This is a genomic window from Pseudomonas sp. NPDC096950 (genome assembly GCF_044762525.1).
Classification (GTDB): Bacteria; Pseudomonadota; Gammaproteobacteria; order Pseudomonadales; family Pseudomonadaceae; genus Aquipseudomonas.
Map to the genome: position 1 here is coordinate 205,247 of NZ_JBIWEL010000008.1, position 20,370 is coordinate 225,616.

Annotated in this window: 16 protein-coding genes; 5 read left to right on the top strand and 11 right to left on the bottom strand. The window is 60.7% G+C overall.

The features are described from left to right. Window positions 1–150: 150 nt before the first annotated feature. Together motB and motA are read right to left on the bottom strand one after the other, a co-directional pair. Complete coding sequence (gene motB / locus ACIQY3_RS15530; protein WP_403020841.1) at window positions 151–1,197, bottom strand: flagellar motor protein MotB; 1,047 nt, start codon at window positions 1,195–1,197, stop codon at window positions 151–153. Window positions 1,198–1,200: 3 nt separating this feature from the next. Next, window positions 1,201–2,052 (bottom strand): flagellar motor stator protein MotA, encoded by an 852-nt coding sequence (gene motA / locus ACIQY3_RS15535; RefSeq protein ID WP_123369056.1) that lies wholly within the window; start codon window positions 2,050–2,052, stop codon window positions 1,201–1,203. Between the two features lie 166 nt (window positions 2,053–2,218). On the opposite strand from motA, the gene ACIQY3_RS15540 reads away from it, so the two are divergent. The 4 genes from ACIQY3_RS15540 (at window position 2,219) to ACIQY3_RS15555 (ending at window position 7,501) form a co-directional block, all read left to right on the top strand. After that, entirely contained in the window at window positions 2,219–3,757 is a 1,539-nt protein-coding gene (locus tag ACIQY3_RS15540; protein WP_403020844.1) for an HDOD domain-containing protein, read from the top strand. A 42-nt stretch (window positions 3,758–3,799) separates the two neighbouring features. Further along, window positions 3,800–4,615 (top strand): rhodanese-like domain-containing protein, encoded by an 816-nt coding sequence (locus tag ACIQY3_RS15545; protein WP_403020846.1) that lies wholly within the window; start codon window positions 3,800–3,802, stop codon window positions 4,613–4,615. Between the two features lie 18 nt (window positions 4,616–4,633). Then, the gene (gene asd / locus ACIQY3_RS15550) at window positions 4,634–5,494 is read left to right on the top strand and encodes an archaetidylserine decarboxylase (RefSeq protein WP_054053334.1); all 861 of its coding nucleotides are present in this window, start codon (window positions 4,634–4,636) and stop codon (window positions 5,492–5,494) included. A gap of 222 nt (window positions 5,495–5,716) precedes the next feature. After that, on the top strand, window positions 5,717–7,501 hold the full coding sequence (locus ACIQY3_RS15555) for a molecular chaperone (RefSeq protein ID WP_403020850.1): 1,785 nt from the start codon (window positions 5,717–5,719) through the stop codon (window positions 7,499–7,501). A 141-nt stretch (window positions 7,502–7,642) separates the two neighbouring features. Here the strand turns inward: ACIQY3_RS15555 and serB are convergent, their stop codons facing one another. Continuing rightward, window positions 7,643–8,857 (bottom strand): phosphoserine phosphatase SerB, encoded by a 1,215-nt coding sequence (gene serB / locus ACIQY3_RS15560; protein WP_403020853.1) that lies wholly within the window; start codon window positions 8,855–8,857, stop codon window positions 7,643–7,645. 134 nt (window positions 8,858–8,991) lie between these two features. Here serB and ACIQY3_RS15565 point away from each other — a divergent pair, with 134 nt between their 5' ends. Beyond that, window positions 8,992–10,518 (top strand): AhpA/YtjB family protein, encoded by a 1,527-nt coding sequence (locus ACIQY3_RS15565; protein ID WP_403020856.1) that lies wholly within the window; start codon window positions 8,992–8,994, stop codon window positions 10,516–10,518. A gap of 227 nt (window positions 10,519–10,745) precedes the next feature. Here the strand turns inward: ACIQY3_RS15565 and ACIQY3_RS15570 are convergent, their stop codons facing one another. From ACIQY3_RS15570 to cpdA, 8 genes are all read right to left on the bottom strand, one after another. Beyond that, window positions 10,746–11,459 (bottom strand): membrane integrity-associated transporter subunit PqiC, encoded by a 714-nt coding sequence (locus ACIQY3_RS15570; protein ID WP_054053326.1) that lies wholly within the window; start codon window positions 11,457–11,459, stop codon window positions 10,746–10,748. Window positions 11,460–11,635: 176 nt separating this feature from the next. After that, window positions 11,636–13,903 (bottom strand): DNA topoisomerase IV subunit A, encoded by a 2,268-nt coding sequence (gene parC, locus ACIQY3_RS15575; protein ID WP_403020860.1) that lies wholly within the window; start codon window positions 13,901–13,903, stop codon window positions 11,636–11,638. 10 nt (window positions 13,904–13,913) lie between these two features. Then, a complete protein-coding gene (locus ACIQY3_RS15580; RefSeq protein ID WP_403020863.1) occupies window positions 13,914–14,435 on the bottom strand; it encodes a TIGR02281 family clan AA aspartic protease in 522 nt (173 codons plus the stop codon). Then, window positions 14,432–15,421, bottom strand: a complete 990-nt coding sequence (locus tag ACIQY3_RS15585) for an esterase-like activity of phytase family protein (protein ID WP_403020866.1) — start codon at window positions 15,419–15,421, stop codon at window positions 14,432–14,434. Before ACIQY3_RS15585 ends, ACIQY3_RS15580 begins: the two co-directional genes overlap by 4 nt. Then, window positions 15,421–17,325 carry a DNA topoisomerase IV subunit B gene (gene parE, locus ACIQY3_RS15590; RefSeq protein ID WP_213940041.1) on the bottom strand — a complete coding sequence of 635 codons (1,905 nt, stop codon included), beginning with the start codon at window positions 17,323–17,325 and terminating at the stop codon, window positions 15,421–15,423. The genes ACIQY3_RS15585 and parE overlap by 1 nt, the downstream gene beginning before the upstream one ends. Before the next feature lie 41 nt (window positions 17,326–17,366). After that, window positions 17,367–17,975 carry a YqiA/YcfP family alpha/beta fold hydrolase gene (locus tag ACIQY3_RS15595; protein ID WP_054053316.1) on the bottom strand — a complete coding sequence of 203 codons (609 nt, stop codon included), beginning with the start codon at window positions 17,973–17,975 and terminating at the stop codon, window positions 17,367–17,369. Window positions 17,976–18,167: 192 nt separating this feature from the next. Beyond that, window positions 18,168–18,416, bottom strand: coding sequence for a DUF6124 family protein (locus ACIQY3_RS15600; RefSeq protein ID WP_403020870.1), 249 nt, complete (start codon window positions 18,414–18,416; stop codon window positions 18,168–18,170). Between the two features lie 1,137 nt (window positions 18,417–19,553). Next, the gene (gene cpdA, locus ACIQY3_RS15605) at window positions 19,554–20,369 is read right to left on the bottom strand and encodes a 3',5'-cyclic-AMP phosphodiesterase (protein WP_403020872.1); all 816 of its coding nucleotides are present in this window, start codon (window positions 20,367–20,369) and stop codon (window positions 19,554–19,556) included. Between the last annotated feature and the right edge of the window lies 1 nt (window position 20,370).

Genomic DNA, 20,370 nt, shown 5'->3' on the forward strand with positions numbered 1-20,370 from the left:
GTAATCTGCAAGAGACAGGTCGGCTATAAGGCCGCCTTCGCGAGCAAGCCCGCTCCCACAGGGACCGCGCCCACGCCCAGAATGAAGCGACTGACAAATCAAGCCGCACAAAAAAGCCGACATCTCTGTCGGCTTGATTGTTGTGAGTCACTACTTGGGCGGTCCCGCAGGCTTGGCCGGATCACCCGGCTTCGGCGCCGCATCCTCGAACAAATTCAACCGCTCGCGAAGCTCATGCGCCGGCACCGGCTGCTTGTCCGCAGGCAAGGCATTCGGATCAACCGGCGTGGCCGGCGCATTCGGCGCCTCACCCGGCGCACCCTGCCCTGGCGTCGTCGTTGGATCAGCCCCTTGCGCCCCTTCGATGGCGGCTTGCGCCTTCTTGGTCAGCACCACGATGTCGATCCGGCGGTTAACCGGGTTAAACGGATTATCCCGATCAAACAACGCCGACGAGGCATAACCGACAACCCGCGCCACTTGCGATTCCGGGTAGCTACCGGCGACCAATGCACGGCGAGCAGCGTTGGCACGGTTGGCCGACAACTCCCAGTTACCGAAATCACCGGTGCCCGAGTACGGCTTGGCGTCGGTGTGACCGCTGATGCTGATCTTGTTTGGCACCGCTTTAATGGTGTCAGCCATGGCCAACAAAATGTCTTCGAAGTAAGGCTTCAAACGCGCCGAACCCGAGTCGAACATCGGCCGGTTGTCCGCGTCCATGATCTGGATGCGCAAGCCGTTCGGCGTGATTTCGAACAGGATCTGGTCCTTGAACTTCTGCAGTTGCGGGTTCTCTTCAACCTTGTTCTGCAGTTCTTGCAGCAACAGTTCCAGGCGTTCTTTCTCGACCTGTTCGGCCATGCCTTCGACCTGGTCGGTATCGACCGTCACCTTGTCCGGCTGCGGCTGGGATTTCACCTCGGGATTGAGGGTGTTCTCCGGCGCCAGGGTCGGCGTGCCGCCCAGGTCGATGATGTACGGCGTGCCGCTTTCGGAGAAGCCGACCGGATCCTTGAAGTAACCGGCGATGGCGATCTTCTGTTCCGGCGTGGCGGTGGACAGCAGCCACAACACCAGGAAGAACGCCATCATCGCCGTCGCGAAGTCAGCGAAGGCGATTTTCCAGGCGCCCCCGTGATGCCCGCCGGCGTAGCGCTTGACGCGCTTGATGATTATCGGCTGGTTATTTTCCATGACTTAACGACCGCGAACCGCTTGTTCCAGCTCAGCGAAGCTAGGACGGTGCGCCGGGTACAGAACCTTGCGCCCGAACTCCACCGCCAACGATGGCGGCATGCCGGAAGCCGACGCCACCAGCGAGGCCTTGATGGCTTCGTAGACGTTCAGTTCTTCCTTGGCATCGTGGGCCAGGGAATGGGCCAGCGGGCCGAAGAAACCGTAGGCCGCGAGAATACCGAAGAAGGTACCGACCAATGCCGCACCCACGTGCAGGCCGATGGATTTCTGGTCGCCTTCGCCCAGGGAAGCCATGGTCACCACGATACCGAGTACCGCCGCGACGATACCGAAACCCGGCATGGCGTCGGCGATGCCGTTCACCGCGTGGGACGGGTGCTCCAGGTCTTCCTTGAGGCTGTAGAGTTCCATGTCGAACAGGCCTTCCAGCTCATGGGGAGCCATGTTGCCGGAGGACATGATGCGCAGGTAATCGCAGATGAACGCGGTCATGCGCTCGTCTTTCAAGACCGCCGGGTACTTGGCGAAGATCGGGCTCGCGGCGGCATCTTCGATGTCGCCTTCGATGGCCATCATACCTTCGCGGCGGCTCTTGTTGAGGATCTCGTAGATCAGGCCCAGCACTTCAAGATAGAAAGTGTGGTTGAAGCGCGAACTGAACATGCCCAAGGATTTCTTGAGCACGTGCATGGTCATGTAACCGGGGTTGGCCTGCAGGAATGCGCCGAGGGCCGCACCACCGATAATCATCACCTCGAAAGGCTGAATCAGGGCGGCAATTTTGCCATGGGAAAGCACGTATCCGCCGAGCACGCTCGCGAATACGACGATGATGCCGATTAATTTAGCCATAGGTAGGAGAGCACTTACTGAGTCGGGTTCAAGGTCATATTCGGAAGTTAAAAAATCTCTTCTTCTACTTATCGGCAAAACTGCGCCAGACTATAGCCAGTTCAGGCGAAAAGCCAATTTAGCCCGCGCCGGGCGTGTTTACAGCCAATGATGATCCCGTCCAGCCATGGCTAATGAAACGAACGTTCCACCTCTGAAACCGACCACTCTCGAAGGCTGGGTCAAGCTTCTCGATGGCGTGCGCCTGCCGGTTCCGCAAGAGAGTCACGACCGCGTCTGCAAAGCCATTCGCAATAACCGCAGCTCGCTGCGCGACATTGCCGAATTGATGCAGGAAAGCCCGGCCCTGGCCTTGAGCGTGATTCGCGAGGCCAACCGCCACACCCACGGCAGCATGACCGAGCCGGCGGAAAACCTGGATGTGGCGCTCAATCGCCTCGGGTTGAAACGCACCGAAGAACTGCTCGACCGCCTCCCCGCCGAACCGCAGTCCGAGATCCCGGCGGCGCTGCGCCAGCTGCAACTGATCAGCCAGCACGCGACGCAACAGGCCAACGGTTTTTTCGCCAATCGACTGGCGCGGCTGTGGCAGGACATTCACTGGGGCAGCCTGCTGTTTCTCTCGCCGCTGTGGCCGATGGCACTGACCCATCCGCACTTGCTCGAAGAATGGGAACTGCGGGTCATCCATAAAGGTGAATCGGCACGCAAAGTCGAAAAGCAGTTGTTCGGCGTACGCCTGCTGGAAATCTGCCTGGCGCTGGTGGACATCTGGCGGTTGCCGATCTGGGTGCAGCAGGGTTATCGCCTGCTGTTGAACGAACAGCGGGAGCTGGTAAAAGTCCTGCGCATTGCCCGGGACAGCGATCATCCGCTGCGCCAGCAAAACCGCCTCGATGACGATCCGACCTTGCGCCGCTGGCTCAACCAACCCGCTAACACCGTGCTGCTGGCCAACGGTCTGGCGCTGTCGGCGCAACAGGCCTGGGATTGCCCGCACAGTGAACGCTGGCAGTACCTGACCAGCCTTTACCTGCAAATTCCGATGGATGAAGTGCAACAACAGTTGCACCAACAAGCCGCCAACAGCGCTCGTCAACATGCCATGCCGGACCTCTGGCACCCGGCAGTATCGCTGCTCTGGCCGTGGGGAATGAACCGGGTCCATGCCGGTCTGCTGCCAGCCCCGGCACCGACCACAGAAGACCTGACCAAGTGGCGCAAGCAATGTGCTGAGTTGCTAGTGGAGCCGAGTCGTTTCACCAACGCGATGCACCTGACCACTTCGGCGCGGGATGCGCTGGTCGCCTGCGGCATGCGTCGGGTGATGATCCTGATGGCCGACCGCACCCACGCCAATCTGCGGGTGCACCAGATCGCAGGGTTGCCGAAAGACGCCGCTGGCCTGAATTTCGTGGTCAGTCAAAGCTCTGTGTTGCAACGCCTGCTCTCGCAACAGGCCCAGGTGCGCATCACGCCGGCCAACAATGCCCAGTTTTCCGCGCTGCTGCCGGCCAGCCTGCGCGCGCAGTTTGGTGGCGAACACCTGTTGCTGCGTTCATTGGTCAACAATGGCCGGGTGATCATGGTCGTTGTGGCGGACCAGGGCGGCGGGCCGTTCTCGGAAATCACCGTGCAAGCCTTTGGCAAAACCGGGCAGTGCATTGAAAAAGCACTCCACAGCTTTAGCAGCCGCGGCCAATGATGCTGCGCTACAATCCCTCCCTTTGTGCTCTGGAGACCTCACATGTCTGACTTCTCTGGCTTGCCGCTGGTGATCGAGCCGAGCGACTTGCTCCCGCGTCTCGACGCCCGCGAACTGATTCTGGTGGACCTGACCAGCAGCGCCCGCTATGCCGAAGGGCATCTGCCCGGTGCGCGCTTTGTCGATCCGAAACGCACGCAACTCGGCCAGGCGCCGGCGCCGGGCCTGATGCCGCCGCAGGCTGCGCTCGAAGCGTTGTTCGGTGAACTGGGGCATAACAAGGATGCGGTCTACGTGGTCTATGACGACGAAGGCGGCGGTTGGGCCGGGCGTTTTATCTGGTTGCTGGATGTGATTGGCCACAGTAAGTATCACTACATCGACGGCGGTCTGCCGGCGTGGCTGGCAGAAGGTTTGCCGATGTCGATCCAGATCCCGGCCCCGGTCGGTGGTCCTGTTGCATTGACCCTGCACGACGAACCCACCGCTACACGCGAATACCTGCAAAGTCGCCTCGGCGCCGCTGACCTGGCGATCTGGGACGCCCGTGGGCCGCTGGAATACTCCGGTGAGAAAGTCCTGGCCGCCAAGGCTGGGCACATCCCCGGCGCCGTGAATTTCGAATGGACCGCCGGCATGGATCAGTCGCGCCACCTTCGCATCCGCACTGACATGCCGCAGATCCTCGACCAACTCGGCATCACCAAAGACAAAGAAATCATCACCCACTGCCAGACTCACCACCGTTCTGGCTTCACTTATCTAGTGGCCAAGTCCCTCGGTTATCCGCGGGTCAAAGGCTACGCCGGCTCCTGGGGCGAATGGGGCAACCATCCCGACACCCCCGTAGAGATTTAAGGTTTTTAAGGACAGTTAATGAATAAGCGTTTGTTTATCCTCAGCCAATACCTGCTGCCCCACCACTTGCTCTCGCGACTGGCCGGCTGCATCGCCGAATGCCGTGTGCGCTGGTTCAAGAACGCCTTTACCGCATGGTTCGCCAAGCGTTATCAGGTGGACATGTCCCAGGCGCTGGTTGAAGACCTGACTGCCTACGAGCATTTCAACGCGTTCTTCACCCGCGCCTTGAAAGACGGCGCGCGTCCACTGGACGAAACCCCGGGCGCGATCCTCAGCCCGGCCGACGGAGCGGTCAGCCAACTCGGCCCGATCGAACACGGTCGCGTGTTCCAGGCCAAGGGCCACAGCTTCAGCGTGCTGGAATTGCTGGGTGGCGATGCCGCGAATGCCGCGCCGTTCATGGGCGGTGATTTCGCGACGATCTACCTGTCGCCGAAGGACTACCACCGCGTGCACATGCCGCTGGCCGGCACCCTGCGCGAGATGGTCTACATCCCGGGGCGGATCTTCTCGGTCAACCAGACCACCGCCGAAAACGTCCCGGAACTGTTCGCCCGCAACGAGCGCGTAGCGTGCATTTTCGACACCGAGCGCGGGCCGATGGCCGTGGTGCTGGTGGGCGCGATGATCGTGGCGTCGATTGAAACCGTGTGGGCCGGGCTGGTCACGCCGCCGAAACGCGAACTGAAAACCTTCCGCTACGACGAAGCTGCCCGTGCGCCGATCCACTTGGAGAAAGGCGCGGAACTGGGCCGCTTCAAACTGGGCTCGACCGCTGTCGTGCTGTTCGGGCCGGACCAGGTTAAATGGGTTGAAGGCCTGGGCGCGACGTCGCCGGTGCAGATGGGCCAGGCGTTGGGTTTGCCGAACGCTTGATTCCCTGAACCGAACCCCTCGCGGGGTTCGGCGCCTCCGATTCTCCCGTAGGAGCTGCCGAAGGCTGCGATCTTTTGATCTTGATCTTCAGCGCGCTCGCGAAAAAGATCGCAGCCTTCGGCAGCTCCTACGGGGACAGACATCGCACCGCCCCTCCCCCGCTCATAACTGCTACAGTCAGGTCATTCACTGCCCATTTCCCGGTTGGAGTTTTTCCACGGCATGAATGAGACCACTCCCCCACTGTTGCTGCGCGCGCCGATCCCTGCCGCCCTGCGCCTGTCATTCTGCGAACCCACCCCGCGTGACCTCAAGCGCTGGATCGCCGACCTGCCCAAAGCCAACATCGGCGAAACCGCTCGCCAGTTGTATCAAGGCTTGAGCGAACTCAATCAACTGCTGACCCCCAGCGACAATCGCCTGCAATTGCTCGAATTGTTGCGACCTGAGGTGTATTACGTCTGCAAGCACCTGGAGCGGCATTTCCTGCATCAGGCGATTGTCCTCGACGAACGCTCGCGCAAGATCGCCAACCTTTGTCAGGCGCTGCAAAGCCATTTGGCGATTGGCTATAAACAGATCGTCCTGCGCATCGCGCCACGCTTCAGCAAGGACCGCGCACCGCTGCTCACCCAGGCGTTGCAACGGGCGATCCATTGCCTGAACGGCCCATTGATCCGCGCGACCCAACTCTATTGCCCGGTGCCGGAAGGGGTGTGGCTGGAGCTGCATCAGTTGTATCGCATCGGCTGCGAGCATCGGCTGCAAAACATTAGTGTGCGCGATCAACTGGCCAGCCAGACCCAAGACCTGAGCATCGAACAGACCTACGTCGCCGCCCTGCTGTTGGGCGCCTCGCGCTGCAATCAACTGCGCCAGAACCAGATCGCCCGGCTCGCCGAGGTGCTGGAACCCTGGAGCAAATGGATCAAGCTGCAACCCGGCAACCCCGGCAATGAGTTGTTTGCCGTGGCGCCGGACATTGACACCGGGCCGCGCTATCGGTCCAAGTTCCGCGCCGAACAGCAAGGGACATTGCTCGGGATCGATCCGCAACCGCTGGTGGCGGCTATTGAGGCCCGCCTGCTCAATCCGGACGACAACGCCTTGTCCGTACCGGCCGGGCTGACCCTGGACACGCTGCAACACCTGCACGCCGCCTGGGGCCAGGCCGCCGAGCGCAGTTTCCAGCGCACGGCCGGCAACGGCACCTTGACCTTGTGCGTGGGCATGAGTGCGCTGCACTTTTACCTGGGCGGGCAGCGCTCGTTCAGTGACATCCTGAAAAACCCCGCTGGGCGGCTCGCACAGTTTTCGCCGTCATCCCCAGCAAGTGGCGGCAAAGACAACTGGAGCCAGGCTTTTGACGCCGCACCCAATGGCAACAGCGACGCTCTGCTGCCCTACGAAGAAATCGAATACCCGCACCTGCAGAACGACGACAGCCACGAGGCCGCCGACCGCAATCAGAGTTTCCCGACCTACGCCCTGCCGATCATCAATCACAGCCCCGGCGGTTATTGCCTGGCGTGGCCCGGCGCCGTGCCTGCGGAGTTGCAGGCCGGTGAAATGGTCGGGATCGAAGATGCGGCCGGCCAGGGCTGGAGCATCGCCGTGGTGCGCTGGATTCGTCAGGTACGGGGTGGCGGAACGCAGATGGGCATCGAGCAGGTTGCGCCGTATGCCGAACCTTGCGGCTTGCAATTGGTGCGCACCCGGGATGATCACAGTCAGTACTTGCGTGGCTTGTTGCTGCCGGCGATCAGCGCGATTGATCTGCCGGCCACACTCCTGGCCCCGCGCCTGCCGTTCCAGGAAGGCAATAAAGTGCTGATCAACACCAACGGCCAGGAACGCCGTGCCGGGCTGGATCGACGGGTGTCCAGCACCAACAGCTTCAACCAGTTTGCTTACCGTTCACTGGAGGCGAGCAAAACCGAAAACGCTGCGGGAAACGGCGTGGTCGGGGTGGAAGAGGATTTTGATTCGTTGTGGAAGTCGTTGTGAGTCTGTGAGACCGCGGCGCAGCCTTCGCGAGCAAGCCCGCTCCCACATTGGATTTTCTGTGAACACATCATTTGTGAGCACCAAAAATCAACTGTGGGAGCGGGCTTGCTCGCGAAGAGGCCTTTTCAGTCAATACAAGACTCAGAGCTGCCCATCACGATCCCGGAAACCCAGCAAATACAGCACGCCATCCAGCCCAAGGGTGGAGATCGCCTGTTTTGCCGACTGCTTGACCAACGGCTTGGCCCGAAACGCCACGCCCAACCCGGCAATCGCCAGCATTGGCAGGTCGTTGGCGCCGTCACCGACCGCGATGGTCTGCTCCAGGCGCAAACCTTCCTTGTGCGCCAGCTCTTTCAGCAGATCCGCCTTGCGCTGGGCATCGACAATTGGCTCGACCGCCACGCCAGTAACCTTGCCGTCCACCACTTCCAGTTCGTTGGCGAACACGTAATCGATGCCCAGTTTCGCCTGCAATTGCTTGGCGAAGTAGGTGAAGCCGCCGGACAGGATTGCGGTCTTGTAGCCCAGGCGCTTGAGTTCGGCAAACAGGGTTTCGGCGCCCTCAGTCAGGCGCAACGACGCGCCGATCGAGTCCAGCACGCTGACATCCAGCCCTTTGAGCAAGGCGAGGCGTTCCTTGAAGCTGGCGCGGAAGTCCAGCTCGCCGGCCATCGCCCGCTCGGTGATTTCAGACACTTGATCGCCGACGCCCGCAGCCTTGGCCAATTCGTCGATGACTTCGGCTTCGATCAGGGTCGAGTCCATGTCGAATACCGCCAGGCGACGGTTGCGACGGAACAGCGAATCTTCCTGGAAGGCGATGTCGACGTTCAGTTCCTGGGCCACGCTGAGGAATTCAGCGCGCAGGGCCTGCGGATCAGCCGCTTCGCCGCGCACGGAAAACTCGATGCAGCCCTTGCCCTGGTCGGCGGGGGTGTCCAGCGGCATGCGCCCGGACAAACGATCGATATGGTCGATGTTCAACCCGTATTTGGCGGTGATCGAGCTCACGGCCTGCAATTGCCCGGCGGTCACTTTTCGGGTCAACAGGGTGACAATGTGGCGTTTTTTGCCTTGATTGCCGACCCATTGCTGGTAATCCTCTTCGGACACCGGCGTGAAACGCACCTGCTGATCGAGCTCATAGCCCTTGAACAGGATGTCCTTGAGCACCGATTTGCCTTGGTCGGTGTCAGGAATTTCAACCAGGATGCCGAACGACAGGGTGTCGTGGATCACCGCCTGACCGATGTCGAGAATGTTCACACCACCCTGGGCCAGAACGCCGGTAATGGCCGCAGTCAGACCCGGTCGGTCGACTCCCGTGATGTTTATCAGGACGATTTCGCGCAAGGCGCACCCCCGCAGGTGGAAAAAAACCGCATTCTACCCACTTTCAGTGACCATCGGGCACCGTCAGCGCTTTGCCGGTCTAGGGCCTGTCGCTATACTGCGCGTCAACTTCACGGACAAAAGAGCCGAGCTCAGTGAACCGGCCCACGCCAGTAAAAACCGATAACTTCTTCCTGCTGATCTTCCGGGCACTGCGCCACCGCCGTGTACCGATCGCATTACGCATTGCCAGCCATAACGTGATCCTGGTCGCTCTGGCCCTGGTGATCTATGCCTGTGTGATGGGTTTGCAGTTCAAGCAGGCCATGCACGAGCAGGCAGATGCGCTGGGCGAAAGCCTGACCACGCAGACAGCCACCTCGGCCACCGAGCTGTTGGTGTCCAACGACATCCTCAGCCTCAACGTGCTGCTCAACAACCTGACCAAGAACAAGTTGGTGGCCCACGCCGCCATCTATAGCGTGGATAACCGCATCCTCGCCGAGTCCGGTCAGCGTCCCAAGCACAGCCTGTTGGGCGAAGCCGAGGGCATGTATGAGAGCAAGATCACTTTCCAGGACGTGACCGCCGGGCAACTGCGCATCAGCCTGGACATGGATCAATTCCAGCAGCCGATGACCATCAGCCTGCAAAGCATGGGCATCCTGAGTGCAATCCTGCTCGCGTTGTCCCTGGCCTTGAGCCTGCGTCTGGGTCGGCACATCTCTACGCCGCTGATGCAATTGCGGGTCTGGCTGCGCAACATCGACGAATACACCCCGGCCACCGAGCGCCAGGATGAGATCGGCGACCTGGCGCGTCAGCTGCACGCCAACTTCGCCCCGGAACCGGCCGAGCCTGAGCCCGTCCCGGAGCCTGAGTTCGACGACGTTGATTACGACGAAGAGGCTGATCCGGCCTTCGAAGTGCGCAATCTGCGGGATCCGAGCTTTGACGAGAGCAAACCGGTTGCCGGCCTCAAGCCTGCGCCAAAACGCATTGTCAGCACCGTCGAAGACGATGATGACGATGACGCGTTTGCTGATTTGCGCGATGAGTCGGCAGACGAGGCGCCGAAACCGGTGGCCAAACCGGTGATTTCGAACGTGCCGCAGCACAGCGCGGTACTCGCCGTGCAACTGGGGGCTCAGGATCAACTGCGCCGCCTGCCGCGTACGCGCCTTGAGGAACTGCTCAAGCGTTACCGCGACTGCCTCGATCAGGCCGCTTCGCTGTATCAGAGCGAACTGCACACCCTGAACGATGGCAGCACGCTGATGCTGTTCCACACCGAAGACAGCGGCGACGATTACCTGACCAACGCTATCTGCTGCGGCGAGTTGTTGCGGGCTCTGGGCCATCAGTTGCAGATCGAAGTCGCTGACAGCGGCATCACCCTGCAATTGCAGCTGGGCCTGACGTTGGGCGATGAGTTGTTCGGTTTGAGCCAGATTGATCTGCTGCTGACCGAATCGGCCCAGGACGCCCTGGCCCTGTCGCAACACAGCCGCAACCTGCTGCTGGTGGAACGCAAGATCGGTGACGACGCCCTGATCCGCCAACGCGCACGGATCCGGCCGATCGCCAGCCCTGAAGGCGCATGCTGTGTAGAGCGGTTGATGGAGCCTTATCCGTCGATGCTGGAGCGGCAACTGGCGCGGATGCATGAGCGTCGGGCCTAAACACTAGCCCAGCAACAACGAAGCCCGCAGATGATCACTCGTCTGCGGGCTTTTTGTTGTCTGTCCCGACCTCTTCGCGGGCAAGCCCGCTCCCACACTTGGAATGCGTTACACCTGTGGGAGCGGGCTTGCCCGCGAAGGCGCCAGTACAGGCACTAGATATTCCCAACCTGCAGAAACAACAAAGCCCGCATCGCTGCAGGCTTTGTGTTGAATCCATCCAGGCTTTAGAACCTGAACACTTCCATATCGGTGCGAATCGGCGAAGCCATCGGGATCTTCGGCTGCTTGTCCTGCTCCGCCGCCGGCGCTACAGGCTTGGGTGCCGGTTTACGCGGGGCTTCGGCAATCGGCGGCTGGTTGGCCAGCGGCTTCAGCGCCACGGACAGTTGCTCCGCCAGACGCTGCAACAATACACCCTGGGCCTGGACCTGAGCCGCTGTTCCGCCTGCGTGTTGCTCTTGCAGGTGAATGATGCGGTTATCACGAACCTGGCCACGACGGTCGATCAGACGCCATTGCGCGTCCAGGATTGCCGGTTGCGACTCACCCGAGTCCAGGCGAGTAATGGTCAGCAGCACCTGTACATCCGGGGTAAAGCCCAATGTCGCGGGTGCCAGCACTACCCGTTGGCTGTCCAGATGACCCGCAACCTGACGCAACAGCAACTGATCGATGTCCGAAGACAGGCTACCCGCCCAGCGACCATCGGCCGATGCCTGGAGGCTGCCATCCGGCTGACGCTGCAGCAGGGTTTCACGTTGCAGGTAGTCAGCAATCGTTACCGGGCCCAGCAAAACGGCCATGCCAGCGCTTTGCGCAGGCTGAACCGGACTTCCGCTGTCCAGTTGATACAGCGACACCGGTTGGTGAACGCTGCAACCCGCCAGGCCAAGAACGCCAGCGAGCATCAAAATAAAAGGAAGGCGCAGAGCAGTCATCGTCCCATCCAGGTGGTTGCCACAAGGCTAACCACAGTGAAGATACTCAATAAATATGAAGAACGCTCGGCCACGCCGGCGCTTGAAAGGCCATATCATCCGTGAATATGCGTTCCGACTCCAGCGCCAAAGCGTCGATCTACGCGTTAAATCGTAGATCGAGCCGTCTAGGACGCTTAATTGAGGTTTTCGACGAGCAGCGCATCTACCCTCTGGAAGCCACGTGGCAGTTTGTTACCACGACGCCCACGCTCACCTTTGTAGTGTTCGAGGTCGTCCGCCTTCAGTGACAAGGTACGTTTTCCAGCCTGTAGCACCAAGGTGGCGCCATCCGGCAGCACGGCGATGTCCGTGACATATTCTTCGCGACTGGCAACCCGCTCACCGGAAATACCGATGATCTTATTGCCTTTACCTTTACCTAATTGTGGCAGGTCGCTGATCTTGAAGATCAGCAGGCGACCTTCGGTCGTGACCGAGGCCAGCCAATTGTTCTCGCGATCGGTGACCGGGCGCGGCAGGATCACTTTCGAATTGTTCGGCAAGCTCAGCAGCGCTTTACCGGCCTTGTTCTTGGCCTGGAAGTCTTCACCCTTGACCACAAAACCGTAACCGGCGTCGGAGGCGATCACGTACAGCGAATCGTCTTCCGGCATCAGCACGCATTCAAACGTCGCACCTGGCGGTGGGGTCAGGCGACCGGTCAACGGTTCGCCCTGGCCACGGGCCGACGGCAACGTGTGCGAGGCCACCGAATAACTGCGACCGGTGGAGTCGATAAACACCGCAAACTGGTTGGAACGGCCCGGCGCCAACGCCTTGAAACCGTCCCCGGCCTTGTACGACAGCCCGGTGGCGTCGATTTCGTGGCCCTTGGCCGAGCGAACCCAGCCTTTTTCCGACAGCACGACGGTCACTTTTTCGTTCGGCAGCAGGTCGTGCTCGGTCAGGGCCTTGGCTTCGGCGCGCTCGACGATTGGCGACCGGCGGTCGTCGCCATAGGTTTCAGCGTCTTTGATCAGCTCGGTGCGCACCAGTTTTTTCAACTTGGCTTCGCTGCCCAGCAGGGCTTGCAGCTTGGCTTGTTCCTTGAGCAGTTCATCCTGCTCGGCACGCAGCTTCATTTCTTCCAGTCGCGCCAATTGACGCAAACGGGTGTCGAGAATGTAGTCGGCCTGGATTTCGCTCAAGGCAAAACGGGCGATCAGCGCGGCTTTCGGGTGTTCCTCGGTGCGGATGATATGAATCACTTCATCCAGGTTGAGGTAGGCAATCAACAAACCGTCCAACAGGTGCAAGCGGCGCTCGACCTTATCGAGGCGGAATTGCAGGCGACGACGCACGGTCTGCACCCGGAATTCCAGCCACTCGACCAGCAATGCCCGCAGGTTTTTCAGCTGCGGTTTGCCGTCGAGGCCGATGATGTTGATGTTGACCCGGTAGCTCGACTCCAGCTCGGTGCTGGCGAACAGGTGCTGCATCAACCCATCGTGGTCGAAGTTCTTGCGCGCGCCGGGGATGATCACGATCCGGCACGGGTTTTCGTGGTCGGACTCGTCGCGCAGGTCGGCGATCTGCGGGGCCTTGGAGGGCTTGGCCTGCATCATTGCCGCGATCTGTTCCAGCACCTTGGCACCGGACACCTGATGCGGCAGCGCGGTGACGATGATGTCGCCGTCTTCGATGTGGTACACGGCGCGCATACGCACCGAGCCCTTGCCGGTTTCGTACATTTTCAGCAGGTCGGCGCGGGGCGTGATGATTTCCGCTTCGGTCGGGTAATCCGGGCCCTGGATGTGTTCACAGAGCTGCTCGACCGTGGCTTTCGGCTCATCGAGCAAGCGCACGCACGCCGTCGCGACTTCGCGCAAGTTGTGCGGCGGCACGTCGGTGGCCATGCCCACGGCGATGCCGGTGGTGCCGTTGAGCAGGATGTTCGGCAAACGTGCCGGCAACACCAGCGGTTCGTCGAGGGTGCCGTCGAAGTTCGGGCCCCAGTCCGCGGTGCCCTGGCCCAGTTCGCTGAGCAGCACTTCGGAGTAACGCGACAGCCGCGCCTCGGTGTAACGCATGGCGGCGAAGGACTTGGGATCATCCGGCGCACCCCAGTTACCCTGGCCGTCCACCAGCGTGTAGCGGTAGCTGAACGGCTGGGCCATCAGGACCATGGCTTCGTAGCAGGCCGAATCGCCGTGGGGGTGGAATTTACCGAGCACGTCACCGACGGTACGCGCCGATTTCTTGTGCTTGGAATCGGCGTCCAGCCCCAACTCGCTCATCGCATAGATGATGCGCCGCTGTACCGGTTTCAGGCCGTCGCCGATATGCGGCAAGGCACGGTCCATGATCACGTACATGGAGTAGTTGAGGTAGGCATTTTCGGTGAAGTCAGCCAGTGACCGGCGCTCTACACCGTCCAGGCTGAGATCAAGGGAGTCGCTCATGCGGGCCTCATCATTTCGTTGTCTGGCGCAGCAGCATGGTGCCACCGCGCTGGGTAAATTCAAGTTTGTTCAGTGCGCTCATACCGAGCAGCACTTGCTTGCCATCCAGGCCTGGCACGACGATGGCGCGCACATCACGCAGCACAATGTCGCCCAGTTGCAACCGGTCGACGCGGGTTCGATAACCCTCGGTGCGACCATTTGCGGTGCTCAGGGTCACCCCGAAGCCTTGTTCAAGTTTCAGCCGTTCGGCCATTTCCGCCGGGATCGCCACATCGGTCGCCCCGGTATCGAGCATGAAATTCACCGGCTGGCCGTTGATCTGGCCGCTGGCGACGAAATGTCCCTGAGTGTTGCCCACCAGTTTCACTTCGATAAAACCTTCGCCCTGCTCCGACGTGACCACCACGTTGGGGTTTTGCTGACGCTCTTCCAACTGCCCGAAAAACCGCGTTGCCAGAAACAACGCCGCGCACCAAGCCAGGATCATGAACACCCGACCGGCACGTTTGCCCGGCGGTTGCTGACTCATGGCTTGGCGCTCCAGCCACCTTCCGGTGCGGCGAAGCGCCAGACAATCGGGCGGAGCTCACCGTCGGTGCGGGGACCCAAGTTATTGTCGACCCCAATCCACGCACCGTCGGCGTCGATGATCAATGCCTCTTCCAACCCGTAGTTCTGCGAATAACGCCGGTTTTCCTGCAACAACTCGGCGGCATACGACCAGCAGCGCTCGACCTTGGCGGTCTGCGGATCACGACGACAGATCTGAAAGGCGTTTCGTTCGAGGGTAAACAGCTTGCCGTCGAACAATGACAAGTCGGAAAAGTCCCGGTGGACCGCTTTGGCATTGGGGAATTGCGGCGGCTGCATTTCCTTGCCGGCTTCGCTCAATAGCACACAGCGACCGTCGCAATCCCAGACCGTCTGTTTGCGTTTGATCAGCAGCAAACCACGGCTTTGACGCTCCGCGGCGAGCCATATCTGATCGCCTGCCGGATTGATCGCCAGGCCTTCGAATATGGCATTGAATTGCAGGAGCATGCCCCTGGCCCGCGCTTCGCGAACCATCATGGGCGAAATTTTCAGCCAGTTCGCCGGGCCCGTTGGCGGTACTTGCAGGACGGCCGCATGGCCTTCGCTGACGATGTAGCGATTGCCGGCGCTGTCGCAGGTGATGCCTTCGAAATCCAGGTCCCCGCCACGCACGAAAGAGGCCGCCCAGTTCCGCGAACGCAAACCCCAGGGCAAACCGGTATCCGGCACGGGAGGGACGTCGATGCGCACGGCTTCGGCTTGCCAGGTGCTGGCGGTCGTGTCGAGACGGTAGATTTGATCATCGTCGCGATCGGACACGGTCCATAAGTCCTTGCCGCACTGGGCCAGACCCGACAGGTTGCCGCCGCGCATGCCATCGACGGCATGCTCGGACAGCACGCGCAGCTCTGGCGCCGGCTCGGCAGACACCGTCAACGAGGTCAGCAGCAACGCACACACCAGGGCAAAGCCAAACCGCATCAGCCCAAAACCTCGGCCAGGTTGCCCTTGGACTCCAGCCAGGATTTACGGTCACCGGCGCGTTTCTTCGCCAGCAGCATGTCCATCATTTCCGAAGTCGCTTCGAAATCGTCCAGCGTCAGCTGCACCAGGCGCCGCGTGTTCGGGTCCATGGTGGTTTCGCGCAGTTGCGGCGGGTTCATCTCACCCAGACCTTTGAATCGCGTGACCTGCGGCTTGCCGCGTTTCTTCTCGGCCACCAGGCGATCGAGAATGCCATCGCGCTCGGCTTCGTCGAGGGCGTAGTAAATCTCTTTGCCCAAGTCGATGCGGTACAGCGGCGGCATGGCGACGTAGACGTGGCCGGCATCCACCAACGGGCGGAAATGCTGGACGAACAACGCACAGAGCAGCGTGGCGATGTGCAGGCCGTCGGAGTCGGCGTCGGCGAGGATGCAGATCTTGCCGTAGCGCAGTTGGGCGATGTCCGCCGAGCCCGGATCGACACCAATCGCCACGGCGATGTTATGCACTTCCTGGCTGGCCAGCACTTCGCTGCCGTCGACTTCCCAGGTGTTCAGGATCTTGCCGCGCAATGGCAGGATGGCCTGGAATTCTTTGTCCCGCGCCTGCTTGGCCGAACCGCCGGCGGAATCACCTTCCACCAGGAACAGCTCGGAACGCATCGGGTCCTGCCCGGCGCAGTCGGCGAGTTTGCCCGGCAGTGCCGGACCTGCAGTGATGCGCTTGCGTTCGACCTTTTTGCTGGCCTTCAGACGACGGCCGGCGTTGTTGATCGCCAGTTCCGCCAGCAGCATGCCGGTTTCCGGGTTGGCGTTGAGCCACAGGCTGAACGCATCCTTGACCACACCGGAAACAAACGCCGCTGCTTCACGGGACGACAGGCGTTCCTTGGTCTGGCCGGAGAATTGCGGCTCCTGCATTTTCATCGACAGGACGAAGGCAATGCGTTCCCAGACGTCTTCCGGTGCCAGCTTCACACCGCGCGGCAACAGGCTGCGGAATTCGCAGAACTCGCGCATGGCATCGAGCAAGCCCTGACGCAAACCGTTGACGTGGGTGCCACCCTGGGCCGTCGGGATCAGGTTGACGTAGCTTTCCTGCACGCTGTCGCCACCTTCCGGCAACCACAGCAGCGCCCAATCCACCGCTTCTTTATTACCGGCCAGGCTGCCGCAGAACGGCTCGTCCGGCAGACGTTCGAAGCCGTTGACTGCATCCACCAGGTAGGAGCGCAGACCGTCTTCGTAATGCCATTCGACTTTTTCGCCGGTGGCCTTGTCTTCAAAACTGACCAGCAGTCCCGGACACAGAACAGCCTTGGCCTTGAGCACGTGCTTGAGGCGGCTGATGGAGAATTTTGGTGAGTCGAAATATTTCGGGTCCGGCGCGAAGAACACGCTGGTGCCGGTGTTGCGCTTGCCGACGGTGCCGATGACTTCCAGCTCGGTTTTCTTGTAACCGTCGGCGAAGGTCATCTGGTATTCGTTGCCGTCACGCTTGACGCGCACCCGGACTTCGTTCGACAAGGCGTTAACCACGGAAATACCCACCCCGTGCAAACCGCCGGAGAACTGGTAGTTCTTGTTGGAAAACTTGCCGCCCGCGTGGAGCTTGGTGAGGATCAGCTCGACGCCCGACACACCTTCTTCCGGGTGAATGTCCACCGGCATGCCACGGCCGTCATCGCTGACTTCCAGGGAGTGATCGGCGTGCAGGATGACCTGCACCGACGTCGCATGCCCGGCCAAGGCTTCGTCGACGCTGTTGTCGATGACTTCCTGGGCGAGGTGGTTCGGCCGACTGGTGTCGGTGTACATGCCGGGGCGTTTGCGCACCGGGTCGAGGCCCGAGAGGACTTCGATGGCGTCTGCGTTATAAGAGCTAGCGCTGGGAGTGGCCATGGGGTCTCGTCGTCAATGTTCGATGAAAAAGAGGTGATGCGTCACAGTGCTGTGAAGTCGATCGCCTGATACAAATCTGCGCCGATACCGGCAAAACTCAACATGGCCGGCAATTGCCCGGCAAAACCCTGGAAACTATGGTCGCCGCCGGCCTGGATGCGCAAGGCACAGGCTCGGTAATACTGCTGGGCGAGGCGGTAGTCCAGCGTTTCGTCGCCGGTCTGCAACCACACCTGATACCGCTGCGGGTCCTGGGGCGCCGGCACTTCCAGCTCGGCCAGGGCCGTCACATGGTCGTGGGTCAATTCCCAGGCTTCATCGGTATACAGGTTTTTCTGCGTCCCCAGATACCCGTCGAACATCCGGTGCGGACTGACGGCAGGGTTGATCAACAAGGCCTTGAGGCCATGCTGCTCGGCCAGGTGAGTGGCATAGTAGCCGCCGAGTGAGCTGCCGACCAGCAGTGGCCGCCCCAGCTCTTCAATCGCCCGGTTCAACTGACCGATGGCCTCGCGCGGGTGGTGATGCAATGCCGGTACCCGCAACTGATCGCTCAAGCCCAGGCGCTCCATCACTGCCATCAACTGAGTCGCCTTTTTTGACGAAGGCGCGCTGTTGAAACCGTGGATATAAAGGATCGAACCGGACATTTGAACTCCCTGAGCGTCGGGTAAAGAGGCGCAGTTTACAGGGAGACGGGGGGATCGGGGATATCCTGGGGATTTGCGGTGCCTGAACTGACGCCTTCGCGAGCAAGCCCGCTCCCACATAGGATCTGCGTCGCTCACAAATCACCTGTGGGAGCGGGCTTGCTCGCGAAGAACGATGACTCGGTCTAACGGTTACGCCGGATCGATGTTATCCAGTGCCCGATTCACCGCCAGATCGGCCAGCATGACCAGTTGCTGGATCGCCATCGCCGTCTGCCGGTCCGGCCATTGCAGACGCGCGGCAAAATCGCTGGCGATGACATTCGCGGACGCCAGGGACTCACAAGCACTGGCCAACAGGCTTTCCGCGTCCTTTTCGGGGACGATCATGTACATCGTGTCGGGTTTGCGGGCGGGGGGATTGGGGGTTGGTTTGAACATGGTGACACCTCAGTTCATTAATAAGGAGCCACCCCCAATTGCCGCGATGCAATGTAAGGGTGGCAGCTGTACGCGGGTTCGCGGACCGAGAACTGAGAATCGGCATACCCGAAGGTATCCCACGCACAGCCGCCATGACACAAAACGACAGACACCCTAAAGCGCTGCTGTAAAGCGCGGCGATTATGCCTCAGTTCAATGGGCCGCGAAGCCCGATCGCTGAATGTGTCAGCGACAGGCAAAAGGCTAGAGAAGCCGCGTCTGACGGGCAACCTGAAAACATTGTGGGAAGGTTCTGAAATTTTTGCTGACCATTAAACAGCCCTGTAGGAGCTGCCGAAGGCTGCGATCTTTTGGCGTCGTAATACCCACCGAAGATCAAGATCAAAAGATCGCAGCCTTCGGCAGCTCCTACAGGGGGGGGTGGCGTTTAGCAGGAAGGGGTTAGGCGGTCGTCAGGGCGCCTTCGCGAGCAGGCTCGCTCCCACATTTGGATTGCGCATGACCGGAGGAAATGGGTCGGCTGACAGGCCGCCTTCGCGGGCAAGCCAGCTCCCACAATTTTGACCGAGTACAGCCGGAAGAAACTGGTCGGCTGTCAGGCCGCCTTCGCAGGCAAGCCAGCTCCCACAGTTTTGACCGAGTACAGCCGGAAGAAACTGGTCGGCTGTCAGGCCGCCTTCGCAGGCAAGCCTTGCTCCTACAAAATCAAAATCAAAAACAGAAGCAGTCCGGCGTACACAGCCGCCTCTAACCACTCATTAGGCCGAGCGTTAGCTCGCCTGCTCTTGATCTTGCTCTACCCGCCCCTTCGGGAGGCTGAGTGAAGGTGTTCATCCGGGGATTGGCGCGCAGCGCCGTTCGACGCAGTCGAACACATTGCATGTAGGTCGTAGCGAAGCAGACCGGAGGGCAATGCCCCCGGATGGATGCCGTAACGAAGGAACGCCGAGCCTAAGCGAGGGGCCGGACGCTCGGGGCGAGCCTTTTTGGGTACTTTTTTGGCGTTTGAAAAAAGTGCCTCGCCGTAAGGGCGAAACCGCCAGCCGCCGTTACCGCAGGAATGGATATGTACCTGGACAGCAAGAACTTGGTCGGCTATTTGGCCGCCAAGATCAAAACAAAAACACCGGGAAATCAGTAACCGTCAGACCCGTAATCAACCGTGAAGTCAAACCCGACAACCCGCTCCACACCCGTTTCAATCAAGCCATCGGGCAACAACCGCAACCACCGATACCCCGGCGCCTGCTCCCCGACCTTGAAATCCTCACTCCCAGGCTCGAACTGAATACACGTCGAAGGCGAAGCCATCAACCGCACACCATTACGATCCTGATCAATCTCCTGATGCACATGCCCCCATAACACAGCACGCACCTGCGGAAACCGGTCCAGCACGGCAAACAGCGCCTCGGGATTACGCAACCCGATCGGCTCCATCCACGCACAGCCGATCGACACCGGATGATGGTGGAAGCAAACCAGATGATGCCGCTCCGGCGCCTCGCTCAACGAACGGGCCAGCAACTGCAACTGTTCATCCTGCAAATACCCCGGCACCGAACCCGGCACCGCCGAATCGAGCAAGGTGATTCGCCAGTTGGCAAGGTCCACCACCGGCTCCAGCAGCGCACTTTGCACCGCCGCCTCGGCCATGATCATGGGCTCATCGTGATTACCGGGAATCCAGCGCGCCGGGGCGTCGAGCTGTCGGGTCAGGTCGCGAAACTGCTGGTAGGACTCCAGCGTGCCGTCCTGGGAAATATCGCCACTCGCGACGATCAGGTCGATCTGCGGCTGCTGCCAGCGCACCAGCTCGATGACTTTTTGCAGGCTCTCACGCGTATTCATGCCCAGCAATGTACCGTCCGCCTCGGCGAACAGGTGGCTGTCGGAGATTTGCACCAGCAACACCGAATCGGCGGTGGTCAATGTGGATACGCTCGGCAAG